The 16417-nt window shown below is 70.5% G+C and carries 17 protein-coding genes and 1 pseudogene; 11 read left to right on the top strand and 7 right to left on the bottom strand.

What is annotated here, in order from left to right; genetic code table 11:
- The first annotated feature begins 25 nt into the window (after positions 1 to 25).
- From ACFVGS_RS15860 to ACFVGS_RS15845, 4 genes are all read left to right on the top strand, one after another.
- Positions 26 to 319: a Dabb family protein gene (locus tag ACFVGS_RS15860; RefSeq protein WP_384407450.1), complete on the top strand. Its 294-nt coding sequence runs from the start codon at positions 26 to 28 to the stop codon at positions 317 to 319.
- Between the two features lie 239 nt (positions 320 to 558).
- Positions 559 to 1404 (top strand): RNA polymerase sigma factor SigF, encoded by an 846-nt coding sequence (locus ACFVGS_RS15855; RefSeq protein WP_384407452.1) that lies wholly within the window; start codon positions 559 to 561, stop codon positions 1402 to 1404.
- 235 nt (positions 1405 to 1639) lie between these two features.
- Positions 1640 to 2635, top strand: a complete 996-nt coding sequence (locus ACFVGS_RS15850) for an RNA polymerase sigma factor SigF (RefSeq protein WP_385692741.1) — start codon at positions 1640 to 1642, stop codon at positions 2633 to 2635.
- A gap of 68 nt (positions 2636 to 2703) precedes the next feature.
- Positions 2704 to 3498, top strand: coding sequence for a hypothetical protein (locus tag ACFVGS_RS15845; RefSeq protein WP_385692740.1), 795 nt, complete (start codon positions 2704 to 2706; stop codon positions 3496 to 3498).
- On the opposite strand, the gene ACFVGS_RS15840 is transcribed toward ACFVGS_RS15845, so the two are convergent.
- The 3 genes from ACFVGS_RS15840 to ACFVGS_RS15830 all read right to left on the bottom strand — a co-directional run bounded on the left by ACFVGS_RS15840 (position 3479) and on the right by ACFVGS_RS15830 (position 5497).
- On the bottom strand, positions 3479 to 4411 hold the full coding sequence (locus ACFVGS_RS15840) for an alpha/beta fold hydrolase (RefSeq protein ID WP_385692811.1): 933 nt from the start codon (positions 4409 to 4411) through the stop codon (positions 3479 to 3481). The genes ACFVGS_RS15845 and ACFVGS_RS15840 overlap by 20 nt on opposite strands.
- A 5-nt stretch (positions 4412 to 4416) precedes the next feature.
- Positions 4417 to 4989: a TetR/AcrR family transcriptional regulator gene (locus ACFVGS_RS15835; RefSeq protein WP_385692810.1), complete on the bottom strand. Its 573-nt coding sequence runs from the start codon at positions 4987 to 4989 to the stop codon at positions 4417 to 4419.
- Positions 4990 to 5113: 124 nt separating this feature from the next.
- Positions 5114 to 5497, bottom strand: coding sequence for a hypothetical protein (locus ACFVGS_RS15830; RefSeq protein WP_385692739.1), 384 nt, complete (start codon positions 5495 to 5497; stop codon positions 5114 to 5116).
- Between the two features lie 126 nt (positions 5498 to 5623).
- Here ACFVGS_RS15830 and ACFVGS_RS15825 point away from each other — a divergent pair, with 126 nt between their 5' ends.
- Together ACFVGS_RS15825 and ACFVGS_RS15820 are read left to right on the top strand one after the other, a co-directional pair.
- Positions 5624 to 6574: a Scr1 family TA system antitoxin-like transcriptional regulator gene (locus ACFVGS_RS15825; RefSeq protein WP_384407460.1), complete on the top strand. Its 951-nt coding sequence runs from the start codon at positions 5624 to 5626 to the stop codon at positions 6572 to 6574.
- Positions 6543 to 6647: pseudogene (locus tag ACFVGS_RS15820) on the top strand (DUF397 domain-containing protein); the annotation flags it as partial. The gene ACFVGS_RS15825 and the pseudogene ACFVGS_RS15820, both read left to right, overlap by 32 nt.
- A 9-nt stretch (positions 6648 to 6656) precedes the next feature.
- On the opposite strand, the gene ACFVGS_RS15815 reads toward ACFVGS_RS15820, so the two are convergent.
- Entirely contained in the window at positions 6657 to 6995 is a 339-nt protein-coding gene (locus ACFVGS_RS15815) for a DoxX family protein (protein ID WP_384407462.1), read from the bottom strand.
- An 836-nt stretch (positions 6996 to 7831) separates the two neighbouring features.
- Between ACFVGS_RS15815 and ACFVGS_RS15810 the strand changes: the two genes are divergently transcribed.
- The 3 genes from ACFVGS_RS15810 to ACFVGS_RS15800 all read left to right on the top strand — a co-directional run bounded on the left by ACFVGS_RS15810 (position 7832) and on the right by ACFVGS_RS15800 (position 11052).
- Entirely contained in the window at positions 7832 to 8500 is a 669-nt protein-coding gene (locus ACFVGS_RS15810; protein ID WP_385692738.1) for a DUF4097 family beta strand repeat-containing protein, read from the top strand.
- A 102-nt stretch (positions 8501 to 8602) separates the two neighbouring features.
- Positions 8603 to 9829 carry a glycosyltransferase gene (locus ACFVGS_RS15805; protein WP_385692737.1) on the top strand — a complete coding sequence of 409 codons (1227 nt, stop codon included), beginning with the start codon at positions 8603 to 8605 and terminating at the stop codon, positions 9827 to 9829.
- A gap of 650 nt (positions 9830 to 10479) precedes the next feature.
- The gene (locus tag ACFVGS_RS15800) at positions 10480 to 11052 is read left to right on the top strand and encodes a dihydrofolate reductase family protein (RefSeq protein WP_385692809.1); all 573 of its coding nucleotides are present in this window, start codon (positions 10480 to 10482) and stop codon (positions 11050 to 11052) included.
- Positions 11053 to 11151: 99 nt separating this feature from the next.
- Here the strand turns inward: ACFVGS_RS15800 and ACFVGS_RS15795 are convergent, their stop codons facing one another.
- The gene (locus tag ACFVGS_RS15795) at positions 11152 to 11382 is read right to left on the bottom strand and encodes a hypothetical protein (protein WP_384407468.1); all 231 of its coding nucleotides are present in this window, start codon (positions 11380 to 11382) and stop codon (positions 11152 to 11154) included.
- Positions 11383 to 11680: 298 nt separating this feature from the next.
- Between ACFVGS_RS15795 and ACFVGS_RS15790 the strand changes: the two genes are divergently transcribed.
- Entirely contained in the window at positions 11681 to 12124 is a 444-nt protein-coding gene (locus tag ACFVGS_RS15790) for a MarR family winged helix-turn-helix transcriptional regulator (protein WP_384407470.1), read from the top strand.
- Between the two features lie 96 nt (positions 12125 to 12220).
- A complete protein-coding gene (locus ACFVGS_RS15785) occupies positions 12221 to 13810 on the top strand; it encodes an MDR family MFS transporter (RefSeq protein WP_384407472.1) in 1590 nt (529 codons plus the stop codon).
- 159 nt (positions 13811 to 13969) lie between these two features.
- On the opposite strand, the gene ACFVGS_RS15780 is transcribed toward ACFVGS_RS15785, so the two are convergent.
- Both ACFVGS_RS15780 and ACFVGS_RS15775 read right to left on the bottom strand, forming a co-directional pair.
- Positions 13970 to 14743, bottom strand: a complete 774-nt coding sequence (locus ACFVGS_RS15780; protein WP_384407474.1) for a TetR/AcrR family transcriptional regulator — start codon at positions 14741 to 14743, stop codon at positions 13970 to 13972.
- Positions 14744 to 14788: 45 nt separating this feature from the next.
- On the bottom strand, positions 14789 to 16324 hold the full coding sequence (locus ACFVGS_RS15775; protein ID WP_384407476.1) for an MFS transporter: 1536 nt from the start codon (positions 16322 to 16324) through the stop codon (positions 14789 to 14791).
- Positions 16325 to 16417: the final 93 nt, after the last annotated feature.

Below are 16417 nucleotides of genomic sequence, written 5' to 3'. Positions count from 1 at the left end.
GCTCCGGACTACCGGGAGTACCGCCGTGATCCGCCATCTGGTCCTCTTCAAGCTCAACGACGGCGTGCAGCGCGACGAGCCGCGCGTGACCGCGGGCGTCGAGGCCTTCCGTGCCCTCGGTTCGCAGATCCCGGAGCTGAAGTTCTGGGAGTGCGACTGGAACATCACCGACCGGCCGATCGCGTACGACTTCGCCATCAACTCCGCCGTCGAGGACAAGGACGCGCTCCAGCGCTACCTCGACCACCCGGCGCATCAGGCGGGCGTCGCCCAGTGGCGCGAGTTCGCCACGTGGGTGATCGCCGACTACGAGTTCTGAGACCGGTCGAAGGCCGGTCGGAGACCACCCCGGCTCCACCGCGAAGCGACGCACTCTCCCCTGGGCCCCTCGCCGTTCGACGGCGAGGGGCCCAGGTTTTTACCCGCCCAACGCGCCCTCAACACGTGGTTATCCGGTGCTTGCACACAGTGGACATGTCTTGTGATGCTATGACCGCTTTTGACGGATGAGTCGACCGAAGTTGACATGCGAAGTTGACCTGAAGGGGTGGCGTGAACGTGCCGGCCAGTACAGCGCCTCAAGTCCCGCCCCAGAACGAGGCCGGGACCCCGGAGCCCCCTCGCCCCCGACCCCAGAGCACCCGCGGCGCCGACACCCGCGCCCTCACCCAGGTGCTCTTCGGACAGCTCAAGAACCTCGAGCCGGGAACCCCCGAGCACCACCGCGTGCGCGGCGCGCTGATCGAGGCCAACCTGCCGCTCGTGCGGTACGCCGCCGCCCGCTTCCGCAGCCGCAACGAGCCGATGGAGGACGTGGTCCAGGTCGGCACCATCGGCCTGATCAACGCCATCGACCGCTTCGACCCCGACCGCGGCGTACAGTTCCCCACCTTCGCCATGCCCACCGTGGTCGGCGAGATCAAGCGCTACTTCCGCGACAACGTCCGCACCGTGCACGTGCCCCGCCGCCTCCACGAGCTGTGGGTGCAGGTCAACGGCGCCACCGAGGACCTGACCACCGCGCACGGCCGCTCGCCCACCACCGCCGAGATCGCCGAGCGGCTGAAGATCGGCGAGGACGAGGTGCTGGCCTGCATCGAGGCCGGCCGTTCCTACCACGCCACTTCCCTGGAGGCGGCCCAGGAAGGCGACGGCCTGCCGGGCCTGCTCGACCGGCTCGGCTACGAGGATCCCGCGCTCGCCGGGGTCGAACACCGCGATCTCGTACGGCATCTGCTCGTCCAGCTGCCCGAGCGCGAGCAGCGCATCCTGATGCTGCGCTACTACAGCAACCTGACCCAGTCTCAGATCAGCCAGGAGCTCGGGGTCTCCCAGATGCACGTGTCAAGGCTCCTCGCCCGGAGCTTCGCCCGATTGAGATCCGCAAACAGGATCGAGGCGTAACCGAAACGGGTAGACCGTTTCCAGGCGGTCTTACGGCCCCTCAAATGCCGTACACCCCTTGTTTCCTGCGGATATGCACGCCTTCCATGTCGACAAGTCACTACAGCGTGTTGCCGACATGTGACATTCTGCAGGAACCGCGTTTGCCGCAGCCCCGCCTCCGGTATTCAGGTGGAGGCTGCGTTCCTCAGATGGTCGTGGCCGCCACGACCGTCCGCGACCTCAAGGGGGTGGCATGTCCGCAGAACAGGGCAGCTCGAAGGTGCTCACGCTCACGCCCATGCAGACGCCCGTGCCCGCGCAGACGACGGCGCCGACCGCCGCGGACACCGTCGCCACGGACCTCGTCGTCACGGACCTCGGCGCCGCGAACCTCGGCGCTGCGGACCCCGCCGCCACGGACGCCACCGACGGCGGGGAGACGCTCCCCTCGCCGCCGGCCGTCACGCCCGAGGCCCTCGACACCCGCACCCTCTCCCGCTCCCTGTTCCTGCGGCTGCGCGCCCTGGACGAGGAGGGCGCGGCCGCGGACAGCCCCGAGCGGACCTACGTCCGCGACACCCTCATCGAGCTCAACCTCCCGCTCGTGCGCTACGCGGCGGCCCGCTTCCGCTCCCGCAACGAGCCGATGGAGGACATCGTCCAGGTCGGCACCATCGGCCTGATCAAGGCGATCGACCGCTTCGACTGCGAACGCGGCGTGGAATTCCCGACGTTCGCGATGCCGACCGTCGTCGGTGAGATCAAGCGCTTCTTCCGAGACACCTCGTGGTCGGTGCGCGTCCCGCGCCGCCTCCAGGAACTGCGGCTCGCCCTCACCAAGGCCAGCGACGAGCTCTCGCAGAAGCTCGACCGCTCGCCGACCGTTCCCGAACTCGCCGCCGTGCTCGGGGTGTCGGAGGAGGACGTGGTCGACGGCCTCGCCGTCGGCAACGCGTACACCGCCTCGTCGCTCGACTCCCCGTCCCCCGAGGACGACGGCGGCGAGGGCTCCCTCGCCGACCGCCTCGGCTACGAGGACACGGCCCTGGAGGGCGTCGAGTACCGCGAGTCGCTGAAGCCGCTGCTCGCCAAACTCCCGCCCCGCGAGCGCCAGATCATCATGCTCCGCTTCTTCGCGAACATGACCCAGTCGCAGATCGGCGAGGAGGTCGGCATCTCCCAGATGCACGTCTCGCGACTGCTGACCCGCACGCTGGCGCAGCTGCGGGAGGGCCTGATCGCGGACTGAGCGGATCCGGCACCCCGCATTGCGCTGTTTCGCTTCCTTGCTGACATATCGTCAGCCACACTGGCGCCATGTCCAAGTGCCAGTGGCGAAGGAAGCGACGCCCGGGACTCGTGGCGGTCGCGCTCTGCCTCGGCGGAGCGCTGACCGCGTGCGGATCGGGCGACGACGGCGACGGATACGCGGCGGTCGGCGCCGGCTCCCCACCGAAGGGCGCGATGCCGCCGTCCGGCTCGGTCACCCTGGTCCCGCTGGACCCGCAGGACGGCGCCGACGGCGCCGACGGGGCGAAATCCACGGACCCAGGGCTCACGTCGAGCACGTCGCGCCCGTCACCGAGGCCGGAAGCGGGACCGGGACCGGGCGAGCCAGGCCCCGGCGGTACGTCTCCGAGAGGTACGGCCACGGCGCCGCCCCCGGTCGCGGGCGGCGCGGCCCCACCCCGTACCCCCGGGGCTCCGAGCGGTACGGCCCCGGCGCCGGGCAGACCCGCTCCCACGACGACGGCACCGCCGCCGCCGCAGACGACCCCCGCCCCGACCACGAACCCGCCGGCGACGCCCGCCACGCTCACCCTTTCCGCGCCCGTGCTCACGGACACCGACAGACGCTGGTGCGAGAACGTCACGGTCACCTTCCGCAACACCGGAGGCACGGCGGCCCGTTCCGGCACGGTCAGCTTCGCGACGCACGTCATCGGCGCACTCGGCATCGACTGGGGCACCTTCACGTCCTCCCAGCCGCTGCCCGCCCCGATCGCGGCCGGGACGGCCCGGACGCAGACGTACACGGTCTGTGTGGAGTCCTGGCGGGTGCCGCTCGGCATGCGCGTGGACACGCAGAAGGTCAGCGCCGCTTGGCAGTGAGGTCGGCGGGGCGGGTGGAGGCGAGCGTGCCGAGCAGCTGCTCGGCGAACTCCGCCGGGTGCTCGACGCAGCCCACGTGCCCACCGGGGAACGCGACCGTCGGCGCCCCGGTCAGCTCCGCGAGCCGCCGAGCCGGCCCGACCAGCGCCTCCTGATCGCCCGTTTCGCGGCCGACGCCCAGGACCAGCTTCCCTGCGGCGGCGCGCAGCCCGTCGATGTCGGGCACGGAGGAGGAGAAGGGGCACAGGACGTGCTCCAGGAACACGGGCATGTTGGCCGTCATGCGGTCGGCCATGTGCCGGATGGATGGCGGCAGTTCGGCGTCGTGTCGTTGCCCGTCCTGTTGCGGCGGCTTGCGGCCGTCCGGCGTCTCGGCGAAGCGTGCCATCGCCGCGCCGAGCCCCTGCGTGCGCAGGAGCTCGCGCACCTCGGCGAAGTGGTCTCGGTACGGGGCCGGGTCGGCGAGCAGCTCGACCAGGGGCGGCTCGTGGGCGACCACCCGGCGCACCCTGCCGGGGTGGCGGGCGAGCAGGGCGAGCGCGACGATGGCGCCGGAACTGCCACCGAAGACGTACGCGGGCTCGCCGCCCGGGGAGACCGCGTCGAGGACGGCGAGGGCGTCGTCGGCCCACTCGGCCACGGACTGGTCGGCGCACGGGGCGGCCGCGCTCCCGTCGAGGGGGCTGCGGGACACGGGGCTGCCGGACCGGGGGCTGTGGGACACGGGGCTGCGGGACAGGCCGCGCTGGTCGTACGAGACCACGGTGTACCCGGCGGCTGCGAGCCGGTCCGCCATTCCCTCGTACATTCCGGCATCGCCCGCGCCGCCCGGTATGAGCAGGAGGACGGGACCGCTGCCGCGCGACTCGTAGTGGAGGGTGGCGCCGGGAACGGCGAGGCTGCCGATGTTCATGACACTCACGAGGGGTTCCCCCAGGTCTCCAAGGTGGTGTGGAGGGCGTCGAGCGAACGCGCCCAGGACTCGGCGACGGGGCGGGTGTGCTGGAAACCGCCGCTCTGCTCGATGTGGATGTAGCCGTGGAAGGTCGCGCGGAGCAGGCGCCCTGCGTCGGTGAGGTCGGGCTCGCCGAGCCCGTAGCCGCGGAGCATGCCGTAGGTCAGCTCGACGGCACGGAGGAGGACGGTGCTGTCGCTGACCTCGGCCGGCTCGATGCGCTGCTGGGTGGCCGCGTAGCGGCCGGGATGGGCGAGCGCGTAGTCGCGGTACGCGTCGGCGAAGGCGACGAGCGCGTCCTTGCCGGAGCGGCCGGCGACGGCGGCGCCGATGGCGTCGTTCATCTCGGAGGAGGCGAGGAGCGCGAGCCGGACCCGTAGGTCGCGGAGGTTCTTGATGTGCGAATAGAGGCTCGCGTCCTTCACGCCGAAGCGGCGGGCGAGCGCGGAGACGGTGACCTTGTCGAGTCCGTCCTCGTCGGCGAGCTCGGCGGCGGCCTGGACGAGCAGGTCGGGGGTGATGCCGGCACGGCGCACCATGCGCGGGACTCCTTCCTAGGGGTACTAGGTTTCAACCTAGTACCCCTAGGACGCGGGGCGCATCAGGAATTGCGGTGCGCATGGGAATCGCGGAGTGCAGGCGGAATTGCGGGCGGGCCCGTCACTCAGGGTGACCCGTTCGGAGGTGCCTGCGCAGGAGCACGTTCGCGTCGGTCTCGGCGCTCCAGTCGAACCGGGCACGGGCGGCGGCACGGGCGTCGGCGAGTGCGCCGCACTGCACGCAGCCCGGGACGGGAGCGGGCGGGCGTTGCAGCTCGTACGCCGCGCTGGCGCGCTCGTTGACGGCCCGGACCCCGGCGGTGATGCGCTCGTCCCGCGTGGCCGGCCGCAACCGCTCCGGATCCGCCTGCCACTCCCGCCCGCCGCCGACGGGCCGCAGCATGGCGTACGGCCCGGCCTGCCCGCGGTACTCGCCGACCTTCCGCGCCGCGAGGTCGAACAGGTAGTCCCCGCATCCCGGTCCCGTGCCGGAGCACCCTGCCATTGCGCTGTTCCTCTCGTGTCTCACCCGTTCGGGCGATTACTCTGTGTGGTTCCAGCGTTGCTCAATGGAGAGGGCGGCCACAACGCTGATCGCGTGCCAAGGGCTGTTGTCACGAGGGGGGTTGCGGTGACCAAGAGGAGCGCGACGGGAAGCGAGGCCGCCGCGACGACGGCGGAGGTGTTCGGCGAACTCCTCCGCCATTACCGGGAGTCAGCGGGATTGACGCAGGAGGCGCTGGCACGCCTGATCCCGTGTGACCGCTCGCAGGTAGCGCGGGTGGAGGCGGCGAAGCGGGTGCCGACGGACGCGTTCGCGAAGGCGTGCGACGAAATCCTGGAGACGGGTGGGGTGTTACTCCGGCTGTGGGGGCGGATCGACTGGTATCCGGAGGTGCAGCACCCGGACTGGTTCGAGCGCAGGGCGGAGATGGACGCGAAGGCCACCGAGATCCGTGCGTACCAGATCCAGGTGGTGCCCGGCCTCTTGCAGACCCCTGCCTACGCGCAGTCCCTGTACGCACAACGCCTTGAGGACGCCGAGGAGGTCGACGAGCGCGTCCGCGCCCGACTGAGCCGCCAGCAGCGCTTTCTCGCGCCGGGCGGGCCGGCGTACATCGCCGTGCTCGACGAGAGCTGTCTCCGCAACATGGTCGGAGACGCCGACGTCATGCATGAGCAGTGCGCCCATCTGCTGAAGGTGGCCCAACTGCCCAACATCCGGGTACAGGTCGCACCGTTCAGCCAACCCGGGATCGACCGCCCGGACGCGTCGATGTCGCTGATCCTGCTGCCCGACGGGCACCAATGGGTCTACTCGGAATCGCTCGACAGCGGCCACTTCAGCGATGATCCGGCCATCTTCGCGCGGCACAGCCAAACCTATGATGTGCTGAGGGCTGACTGCCTGTCGGGCCGCGAGTCCGCCGTTCTGATCAGCGACATGATGGAAAGGTACGGGCACCATGCAGAGGCACGATCTGACTGCGGCGACCTGGATCAAGAGCAGCTACAGCGGGGCCAACGGCGGCGACTGCCTCGAAGTCGCCCCCGGATTCCCCGGCCTCGTCCCCGTACGTGACAGCAAGGCCCCGGAGGGCCCTGCCGTCGTCTTCGAGCGTGCTGCCTGGGACACCTTCGTCCACAGCCTGTGAAACGAGCCCTCACACCAGGGCGAGGACGGCGACGGCCGGCGCCATGTAGATGAGCGGGAACGGGACGTGCGCGTACGAGCGGGCGCGGATCACGGTGAGGACGGCGCCGGCGAAGTAGAGGACGAGCCCGATCGCGGCGGCGATGCCGATCGCCGGTACGGCGTAGCCGACCAGGAGCCCGACCGCTCCGGCCAGCTTGGCGGCGCCGAGCCGGTTCCACCAGGAGCGGGGAACGCCGTACTCGGCAAGCGGCTCGACCACGAACTTGGCGCGGGCGAAGACCGACGCCCCCGAGAACCCGGCCATGAACGCGGCGACGGCGGTGACGACGGTGGCGGTGGTGGACATCTCGGGCTCCTCGCTCGGACGGCGGCGGGCGCTTCCCGCTCGCTCACTGCACTGACACCGCGCTCGATGTACGTGTGACAGGTCCGGCGACTTTTTTCTGCGGGCGGTCTTGGGTGGCGGGTTTCTGAGGCCGTACGGGCGGGCGTTGCGTGTGGGCTTCTGGTGCGGCCGCCCTTGATCCGAGTGTGGCTCCCTCCACCGCCGCGTCAAGGGCGCTGCCTTCGGTCGCGTCGCTTCGCGATTCCGCTTCGCTCCACCCTTGACCCGGCGGCTCCGGGAGCCTGTTCACACTCGGAGGGCGGCCGGGGGGCCCGGCCACGCGGACCGCTTCGGGTAGCCCGCCGCGCCGTGGGCGGCGCGCGGGCCGGTGGGGTGGGGCTCGGCCAGTGGCGAGGGTTGGGTGGGACCGTCTCCCTCGGTTCGGGGTGCGCGGTCGTGGAATGGGGTGCCCATTGCGGGCTTGGCGGCTGTCGGCCGTCGTTCGGCCGGGGCTCAGGCCCCGCTGGTCACTCCCGGTGGGTGGAGCGAGAAAAGTGCGCGCTCCGCGAGTCTCGACGGGGTGGGTGCGAACTCGTGTGACGAGAGAGGTGGTTCGACGGCCCGCGAGCGCCGGGAGATCCACGTTGGTCGCGTCCGGGGTGGACAGCAGAGCGTTCACCTTCAACTCATTGCAATCCAGGAGTCGAAGGCGTTGCATTAGATCTCAGGGCTGTTGCAACAATTTCCTTAGTCTGGCCTGCAATTATGAGAGTTGAGGGGATGAAGGGTGTTGCTGGATCCTTGAACGCAACGTAGCTTTTCCGTCGTAAGAAACAACGGATCGCTAGGAGAGCGTGATGCAGAAGTTCGACACCCCCACCCCCGTCTCGGCCCTCGTCGACGTCCCCGCCGGGCGCGTTCGGTTCATCGCGGGCGACCGGGTCGACACCACCGTGGAAGTCCGGCCCGCGAACGCTTCCGACAGTCGCGACGTGAAGGCGGCCGGGCAGACCGAGGTCAGCTACGACGGCGAGGTCCTGCGCATCGAGCTGCCCGCCTCGAAGAACCGGATGCTCGGCAACTCCGGGTCGATCGAGGTCGTCGTCCAGCTGCCCGCGGGCTCCCGCGTCGACGCGAAGACCGCCGCCGGCGAGTTCCACGGCGTCGGACGCCTCGGCGACGTCACCTTCGAAGGGGCCGCCGGCACCGTCAAGCTCGACGAGACCGCGAGTGCCCGGCTCGCCCTCCAGGCCGGCGACATCGTCGTCGGACGCCTCGGCGGGTCCGCCGAGATCACCACCCAGAAGGGCGACCTCCGCATCCACGAGGCCATGGGCGGCACCGTCACCCTGCGCACCGAGCATGGCGGGATCACGGTCGGCGCCGCCCAGGGCGTCTCCGCCTCCCTCGACGCCGGCACCAGCTACGGCCGCATCCACAACGCACTCACGAACGCCGACGGCACCCCGGGCCTGACCATCCACGCCACCACGTCCTACGGCGACATCACCGCCCGCAGCCTCTGACCGCCTCTCGCGACATACAGCGCCTGGGGGCCTTGCCACAAGGAGTCACTTCTGACGCAGAATCAACAACCGTTGCTGAAAAAGATGAAGGGGGAAACCGTCATGCGAGTGGTGCTGTCGTCCTACGGATCACGCGGGGACGTCGAACCGATGGCCGCGCTGGCCATCGCACTGCGCGGACTCGGGGCCGAGGTGCGGGTGTGTGCGCCCGAGGACGCGGAGTTCGCCGAGCGACTGGCCGGTGTGGGAGTGGAGTTCGTGCCCGTACGCCTCTCGATCCGTGCACTGGTGGCGGAGACGAGGGCCGGCGCGCCGGTTTCCATGACCGAGCGCGTGACCATGGTCGCCGCCGCACAGTACGAGGCGGTGACCGTGGCCGCCGACGGCGCGGACACGGTGGTGGCGACCGGACTGTTCCCGGCCGTGGCCGGGGCCCGCTCGGCGGCCGAGAAGCTGGGGCTGCGGTTCGCGTACGTGGCGTACTTCCCCGGCATGCTGCCGTCGCCGCACCACCCGCCGTACCCCCTGCCCGGCCGCCCGCTCCCCGAGGGCGTGACCGACAACCGCACGCTGTGGGACCTGGACGTCGAGGGCCAGAACGCGGTCTACGGCCCGGGACTCACCGCCTTCCGGGAGACGATCGGGCTGCCGCCCCTGGCGAGCGTCCGCGACTACGCGATCACCGGCCGGCCGCTGCTGGCCGCCGACCCGGTGCTCGGCCCGTGGCAGGAACCCGCCGACCTCGACGTCGTACAGACCGGCGTCTGGACCCAGCCGGACGACCGCCCGCTCCCCACCGACGTCGAGGCCTTCCTGCAGGCCGGTGAGGCACCGGTGTACGTGGGCTTCGGCAGCATGTCCATGCACAGCTCGTCGGACACCGCCCGGGTGGCCATCGAGGCGGTACGCGCCCAGGGCCGCCGCGTTCTCGTCTCCCGGGGATGGGCGGACCTGGACCTGATCGACGACCAGGACGACTGCATGGCCGTGGGCGAGGCGAACCACCAGGCCCTCTTCCCCCGCGTCGCCGCCGTCGTCCACCACGGCGGGGCGGGCACGACCACGACGGCTGCCCGGGCCGGTGTCCCCCAGGTGGTGATTCCCCAGATGGTGGACCAGCCGTACTGGGGGAGCCGGGTCGCCGCCCTCGGCATCGGCGCCGCCCACGACGGCCCGGTCCCGACCTTCGACTCCCTCTCGACCGCCCTGACAACCGCCCTCGCCCCGCACACCGCGACCACCGCACGCGAGTTGGCGGCCCGGATCCGCACGGACGGGGCGGAGAAGACCGCGAAGCTGCTCCTCGACGGCTTCGGCGAACAGGCCTAGGCCGCCCGCCGGACACGGGCCGAGCAAACCCCGCCCGCGAGGCCCCTAGGACACCTCATACGTCACACCAGTCCTCCCCCGTCACACAGCGGCCCGCGATCTCCAGGTTTGCTCGCAACCCGTCCCAAGCCCCCACCCATGCCACCCACCGGAAGTGACCAGCGGGGCCTGAGCCCCGGCCAAACGACGGCCGACAGCCGCCAAGCCCGCAATGGACACCCCATTCCACGACCGCGCACCCCCGACCGAGGACAACGGCCCCACCCACCCCCGCCACTAACCGAGCCCCACCCCACCGGCCCGCGCGCCGCCCACGGCGCGGCGGGCTGCCCGGGCCGGTCCGCGTGGCCGGGCCCCCCGGCCGCCCTCCGAGTGTGAACAGGCTCCCGGAGCCGCCGGGTCAAGGGTGGCCACAGGCCATCGCGAAGCGACGCGACCGAAGGGAGCGCCCTTGACGCGGCGGTGGAGGGAGCCACACTCGGATCAAGGGCGGCCGCACCAGAAGCCCACACGCAACCCCCGCCCGTACGGCCTCAGAAACCCGCCACCCAAGACCGATGAGTTTCCCCGTGGCCCCCAGTCACTACCTATGACTGACTGACTGACTGCCTGACTGACTGACTGACGACCCAAGACACCGAGGATCCATGATGCGCACCCTGATCACCTCCGCCTTCATCTCGCTCGACGGCGTCGTGGAGGCCCCCGGCGGCGAGCCCGGCTACCGCAACTCCGGCTGGACCTTCAAGCACACCGAGTTCCTGCCCGAGTCCTTCGAGATCAAGGGGCGCGAGCAGAAGGAGGCCGCGGCCATGCTGCTGGGCCGGGTCAGCTACGAGGCCTTCAGCCCCGTGTGGCCGGACATGGAGGACTTCGCCGATTACAAGGTGATGCCCAAGTACGTCGTCTCCACGACCCTCGCCGAGGCCGACCTGGTCTCGAACTGGGGTGAGACCACGATCCTGCGCTCGCTCGACGAGGTCGCCGCGCTGAAGGAGACCGAGGGCGGCCCGATCATCGTCCACGGCAGCGCGTCCCTGAACCAGGCCCTCTCGGACGCCGGCCTGATCGACCGCTACCACCTGCTGGTCTTCCCGCTCCTGCTCGGCGCGGGCAAGCGGCTCTTCAGCACCACGGACAAGGACGTCCAGAAGCTCGACCTGGTCGAGCACGAGGTCTACGCGAACGGTCTGCAGAAGCAGGTCTTCGACGTCGTCCGCTGAGACGTCACGCCGCCGGGCCGCCCTCTGGGAGAGGGCGGCCTGCGGCGTACAGACGCGTAGATAGACGCGCTACGCGCGCACCATCACCCGCGCATACGCTCAGCCCAGCGCGAGCCAGGCGACACCCGCCAGGACGGCGATCGCGACGACGACGCCGACGATGAGGCCGACGCGGGGGCCGGAGGACGTGGCGACGGCCTGTTGCGGCTGTCGCTGCGGGGTGCCCTCGTCGACGAAGGCGCGGAACATCTGGGTGCTGCCGGCGGGGTCGTAGGAGCCCTCGGGGCCCTGGCCACCCTGGCCGTACGGTGCTTGGGGATTGTGTGCCATGGCCCGGACCCTAGCGAAGACGGCCCGGCCGCCCCAAGCCCTGGTCATCTCCCTTGCCCGGGACCTGCACGAACCCCCCATCACCCCCGCCTCCGCTCTCCTCCCCCACCCTCCGCTCTCCTCCCCCACCCCCGCCTCCCCCCACCACCACTCCCGCTTCCCTCCCTTCCTCCAGCGCTTCCCGAGCCCCTTTGCCGATTCTTTAGCGCGCTTTGACCGATTTAGTTTGCCTGAAGCAACCATCCATCTCTATGGTTGCTCTAAGCAACAAGATGTGCGGAAGCTCGATGGAGACGCGATGGAGACGCTGAGCCGGTACGAGGAGCTCGCCCGGGCGGTGAGCGCCATCGGCGCCGTGAAGCGCGGCCTCGCCCGCGCCCTGCCCGCCCACTGCCAGGGCGGCGCGGCGGCGGTGCTCGCCCTCGTCAAGCACCACGGCGACATGCGGATGAGCCGGCTGGCGGAACTGATGGCGGTCGACATGTCCGTCTGTAGCCGCCATGTGGCGCACACCGTGGAGCGCGGCTGGATCGAGCGACTGCCCGACCCGGCGGACAAGCGCTCCCGGATCCTCCGACTCACCGACGAGGGCTACGCGATGCTCGGCGAACTCGACCGCCGGGTCACCGAGGCCTTCACCCGCCACCTCGCGGAGTGGTCCGACGAAGACGTCGCGCTGCTCACCGGCCTGCTCTCCCGCCTCCGCGACTCCTTCGGGGACTGCCGGGCCCACCACGCCTGACCAGCCCTCCCCCTCAGCCGCCACGCCTGACCAGCCCTCCCCCCTCCCCCTCCCCCCAGCCGCCCAGCCGCCCCCGCCGCCACGCAAAGGAAACTCATGGCTACGACCGCACCTGCCACGGGTGCACAGGAGGCCCGGACCGACACCTCCGGCGCCGCCCCGATGACGCACCGGCAGATCATGGAGGCGCTGTCCGGGCTCCTGCTCGGCATGTTCGTCGCCATCCTGTCCTCGACGATCGTCTCCAACGCGCTCCCGCAGATCATCACCGACCTCGGCGGCGGCCAGTCCGCCTACACCTGGGTCGTCACCGCCGCCCTCCTGTCGATGACGGCGACCACGCCGCTCTGGGGCAAGCTCGCCGACCTCTTCTCCAAGAAGCTGCTCGTCCAGATAGCCCTGGTCATCTACGTCGCGGGCTCGGTCGTCGCCGGTCTCTCCCAGAACACCGGCATGCTCATCGCCTGCCGCGTCGTCCAGGGCATCGGCGTCGGCGGTCTGACCGCCCTCTCCCAGATCATCCTGGCCGCCATGATCGCCCCGCGTGAGCGCGGCCGGTACAGCGGCTACCTCGGCGCCGTGTTCGCCGTCGCCACCGTCGGCGGCCCGCTGCTCGGCGGTGTCATCACCGACACCGAGTGGCTCGGCTGGCGCTGGTGCTTCTACGTCGGCGTGCCCTTCGCGATCATCGCGCTGCTCGTCCTCCAGAAGACCCTCAAGCTCCCGGTCGTGAAGCGCGAGGTCAAGGTCGACTGGGCCGGCGCCTTCTTCATCAGCGCCGCCGTCTCGCTGCTCCTCATCTGGGTCACCTTCGCCGGCGACAAGTACGACTGGATGTCCTGGCAGACCGCCGTCATGGTCGGTGGTTCGATCGTGCTCGGCGCGGTCTTCGTCCTCGTCGAGTCCAAGGCCTCCGAGCCGATCATCCCGCTGCGCCTCTTCCGCAACCGCACGATCACGCTCGCCTCGACGGCCTCGCTCTTCGTCGGTGTCGCGATGTTCGCCGGCACGGTGTTCTTCAGCCAGTACTTCCAGCTGGCCCGCAACGAGTCGCCGACCATGTCCGGCGTCCTCACCATCCCGATGATCGGCGGACTGTTCGTCTCCTCGACCGTCTCCGGCATGATCATCACCAAGACCGGCCGCTGGAAGGCCTGGCTGATCAGCGGCGGCGCGCTCGCCACGGCCGGCCTCGGCCTGCTCGGCACGCTCCGCTACGACACCGAGTACTGGCACATCGCCCTGTTCATGGCGGTCCTCGGCCTCGGCCTCGGCATGATGATGCAGAACCTGGTCCTGTGCACCCAGAACCAGGTCGCGCCCTCGGACCTCGGCGCCGCCTCCTCCGTCGTCACCTTCTTCCGCTCCCTCGGCGGTGCGATCGGTGTCTCGGCGCTCGGCGCGGTCATGGCCCACCGGGTCACCGACTACGTCAAGGACGGCATGGCCGAGCTGGGCCCGAAGGCCGCGGCGGCCATGGGCCAGGGCGGCGGCGGTGGCGGCATCCCGGACATGGACAAGCTGCCCGCTCCGATCCGCACGGTGATGGAGAGCGCGTACGGGCACGGCGTCGGCGACGTGTTCCTCTACTCGGCGCCGTTCGCGCTGCTCGCCTTCCTGGTGACGCTGTTCATCAAGGAGGTCGCGCTGAAGAGCAGCACGGTGACCTCGGAGGACGCCAAGTAACAGACTCCCGGCCGCGCTTCGAGCGGAGGCACGGCCGGGTCGGGAACGGAGCGGCGGGCAGGGGACGGCCCGCCGCTCCGTCATGTCCGCCGGTCCTGCCCCACCAGGCCCGCCCGTCCCGGACAAGCCCGCCGGTCCTGACAGGCCCGCCGGTCCCGCCTACCCGGCCGTGCGGCTCCGCTCGACCATGACCTCGATGCCGGCGATCAGGACCTCTAGGGCGTACGCGAAGTCGCGGTCCCAGATGGCGCTGACGCTGCCGTGCGAGGCGCGCTCGTCGAGGATCTCCGCCATCGGTTCGAGCGCCTCCACGAACTGCGGATCGTCGCGGAAGGCCTTCACCGACTCGCCGTAGAAGTCGTCCTGCGACATCCCGGCCTCGGCCGCACGGCGCTGGAACTGGGACTCGATCGTCCCGTAGCCGTACACGAACTGGAAGACGGCCGACATCGCGCTCGGCTGGCGGTCGATCGGCAGCCCGCTGTCCCGGACCGCCTCCTGGATCTTGGCGCCGACGGCGATCGCGTTCGGGCCGATGTTGAGGTACTGGCCGGCGCAGGGCGACATCCACGGGTGGCGCACCAGCATCAGGCGATAGGCCAGGGCGAGCAGCCTGATCCGGCCCTGCCAGTCGTCCGCCGAGTCGATCTCGGCGAGGTCGATCTCCCCGTAACAGGTGTCGATGGCGTACTCGATGATGTCGTCCTTGGTGTCCACGTACCAGTACAGGGACATCGCGGTGACGTTCAGTTCGTTCGCGAGCTTGCGCATGGAGAGCTTGGCCAGGCCCTCCTCGTCCAGCATCCGGATGGAGGCGGCGACGATCCGCTCCCGGTCGAGCCCGGCCGGGCCGCCGCCGCTGCGGGCGGCCCGGTGCTCGAGCCAGACGCTGGAACCCGCCGGGTTCTTGGCCCGGTCGGCTGCCTTGACCATCGCGCGCTCCATCCTGGTCCCCGCCGTCAGTGATCCGTGACCATGCTAGGCAGCCACGGCCTGCTGTTCGGCAGCGCCCGCGGCCTTGGCCTCGGCCCGCTCGGCCCGCTTCAGCAGGGCCGCGGCGAGCAGACCGCCGGCGAAGACGGCGATCGCGCCGACCAGCTGGCTGGTCTGGAGGCCGGTGGCGTAGGCGTCGGCGATCTGTCCGCGCTCGGCGTCGCTGCCCGCCGCGGCCAGGGCGGCCGGGAGCGAGGTGGCGGTGACGGTGACGAGGGCGGCGAAGCGGGCGTTCAGGACGGCGCCGAGGACGGCGACGCCGAGGCCGTTGCCGAACTCGGCGAGGGTGCCGTTGACACCCGCGCCGACGCCGGCCTTCTCCGGCGGGATGGCGCTCATGATCGCGTTGGCCATGGCCGGGTTGGAGACGGCGAGGCCGACGCCCATCAGGACCAGGCCCAGGAGCATGCCCCAGTACGTGCCGTCCGCGCCGCCGCCGATCACGGCGATCGAGGTGAGACCGCCCGCGACCAGGGTCATGCCGACGGCCACGGTGACCGGGGTGCCGAGCTTCATGACGATGCGCGGGCCCACGCCGGTGAGGTTGAGGGCGACGACGGTCAGGGCGAGCGGCGCCATCCGCAGACCGGCCTCCAGCGGCTCGTAACCGAGGACGAACTGCAGGTGCTGGGTGAGCAGGAAGAGCGAGCCGCCCATGCCGAACATCACCAGGATCGCGCCGGCGACGGCGCCGACGAACTTCTGGTTGCGGAAGAAGTGCATGTCGAGCATCGGGTACGGGACGCGCAGCTCCCACAGCGCGAACGCCGCCAGGACGGCCACGCCGATCGCCGCCGGCACGAGCACCTCGACGGAGGTCCAGCCGTGCTCGGGACCGGTGATGATCGCGTACACCGCGGAGGTCATGCCGATGGTGGAGAGCAGCGCGCCGACCAGGTCGGGGCGTTCGCCCAGCGGGTTCTTGGACTCGGGGACCAGCTTGAGGACCGCGACGAGGCCGATCACGGCCACCGGGATGTTGACGAGGAAGATCATTCCCCACCAGAAGTGGTTGAGGATGGCGCCGCCGATCAGCGGTCCGGCGGCGAAGCCGAGCGAGCCGACGGTGGCCCACAGGGCGATGGCCTTGACCCGCTCCGAGTCGTCGAAGATCTGCATGACGACGGCGAGGGTCGTGGTCATCAGGAGTGCGCCGCCGATGCCCATGCCCGCGCGGGCGGCGATCAGCTGCCCGGTGGAGTCGGCGAGTCCGGCGGTGAGCGAGCCGAGGCCGAACAGCGCGAGACCGATGGCCAGCATCTTCTTGCGGCCGTAGCGGTCGGCGGCGTTGCCCGCCGTGAGCAGCAGTCCGGACTGCACGAGCGAGTAGGCGTTGATCATCCACTGGATGTCGCTGGTGGAGGCGTGGAGCTCGGTGGTCAGCGAGGGGATCGCGACGCTGAGCACGGTGTTGTCGAGCAGCACGGTGAGCTGGGCGAGGCAGATGACGCCGAGGATCAGCCAGCGCTGCGGGTGGCCGCCGGTGGCGGCCGGTTCGTTCGCGGCGGTCGACGCCGTCATGGGAACTCCTTATACGGTGTACGAGGCTTGGACTCGTACACCGTATAAGACTCTCTCGTACGCTGTATAGCGATTATTTTCGGCCGACTGGTT

The sequence above is a fragment of the Streptomyces sp. NPDC127114 genome, from assembly GCF_042677525.1.
GTDB lineage: Bacteria > Actinomycetota > Actinomycetes > Streptomycetales > Streptomycetaceae > Streptomyces.
The sequence above is the reverse complement of the archived record's forward strand: the minus strand, read 5'-3'. Positions and strand labels throughout refer to the sequence as shown.

Excerpts from the sequence above, each read along its gene's own strand:
- ACFVGS_RS15795 (WP_384407468.1), bottom strand. The coding sequence starts at position 11,382 with ATGGCACACAATCCCCAAGCACCGTACGGCCAGGGTGGCCAGGGCCCC.
- ACFVGS_RS15850 (WP_385692741.1), top strand. The coding sequence starts at position 1,640 with ATGTCCGCAGAACAGGGCAGCTCGAAGGTGCTCACGCTCACGCCCATG.
- ACFVGS_RS15840 (WP_385692811.1), bottom strand. The coding sequence starts at position 4,411 with ATGAACATCGGCAGCCTCGCCGTTCCCGGCGCCACCCTCCACTACGAG.
- ACFVGS_RS15775 (WP_384407476.1), bottom strand. The coding sequence starts at position 16,324 with ATGACGGCGTCGACCGCCGCGAACGAACCGGCCGCCACCGGCGGCCAC.
- ACFVGS_RS15815 (WP_384407462.1), bottom strand. The coding sequence starts at position 6,995 with ATGTCCACCACCGCCACCGTCGTCACCGCCGTCGCCGCGTTCATGGCC.
- ACFVGS_RS15805 (WP_385692737.1), top strand. The coding sequence starts at position 8,603 with ATGCGAGTGGTGCTGTCGTCCTACGGATCACGCGGGGACGTCGAACCG.
- ACFVGS_RS15810 (WP_385692738.1), top strand. The coding sequence starts at position 7,832 with ATGCAGAAGTTCGACACCCCCACCCCCGTCTCGGCCCTCGTCGACGTC.
- ACFVGS_RS15785 (WP_384407472.1), top strand. The coding sequence starts at position 12,221 with ATGGCTACGACCGCACCTGCCACGGGTGCACAGGAGGCCCGGACCGAC.
- ACFVGS_RS15845 (WP_385692740.1), top strand. The coding sequence starts at position 2,704 with ATGTCCAAGTGCCAGTGGCGAAGGAAGCGACGCCCGGGACTCGTGGCG.
- ACFVGS_RS15790 (WP_384407470.1), top strand. The coding sequence starts at position 11,681 with ATGGAGACGCTGAGCCGGTACGAGGAGCTCGCCCGGGCGGTGAGCGCC.
- ACFVGS_RS15800 (WP_385692809.1), top strand. The coding sequence starts at position 10,480 with ATGCGCACCCTGATCACCTCCGCCTTCATCTCGCTCGACGGCGTCGTG.
- ACFVGS_RS15780 (WP_384407474.1), bottom strand. The coding sequence starts at position 14,743 with ATGGTCAAGGCAGCCGACCGGGCCAAGAACCCGGCGGGTTCCAGCGTC.
- ACFVGS_RS15830 (WP_385692739.1), bottom strand. The coding sequence starts at position 5,497 with ATGGCAGGGTGCTCCGGCACGGGACCGGGATGCGGGGACTACCTGTTC.